We start from the raw sequence: 230 nt of genomic DNA, 5'->3' as shown, positions 1-230 counted from the left end.
GGCCCATCATTTAACCATGAGATAAACCAGCCCGTGCCAAATAGGGCAGCAATCAGTGGCGAGCCAATAATGCCAAATAAAGTCACAATGGTCACCGCCAAGCCAAGCGTACCGCTCACTTTGGCAACTAATTCTCTTATTTCATCTTCGGCGCTTTTTTGTTTGTACTCGGTAAGCACTGGCACAAAAGCTTGGGCGAACGCGCCTTCGGCAAATAAGCGACGTAAGAA

1 protein-coding gene is annotated in these 230 nt (G+C 48.3%); it reads right to left on the bottom strand.

Going from position 1 to position 230, the window contains the following annotated elements; all coding sequences use genetic code 11:
• On the bottom strand, positions 1–230 hold a 230-nt coding region (locus Q4528_RS16540), incomplete at both ends, for a lipid II flippase MurJ (RefSeq protein ID WP_303522889.1).

Source organism: Staphylococcus pasteuri (assembly GCF_030547725.1).
In the GTDB taxonomy this organism is placed as follows: Bacteria; Bacillota; Bacilli; order Staphylococcales; family Staphylococcaceae; genus Staphylococcus; species Staphylococcus pasteuri.
This window is presented reverse-complemented; position numbering and strand designations above follow the sequence as displayed.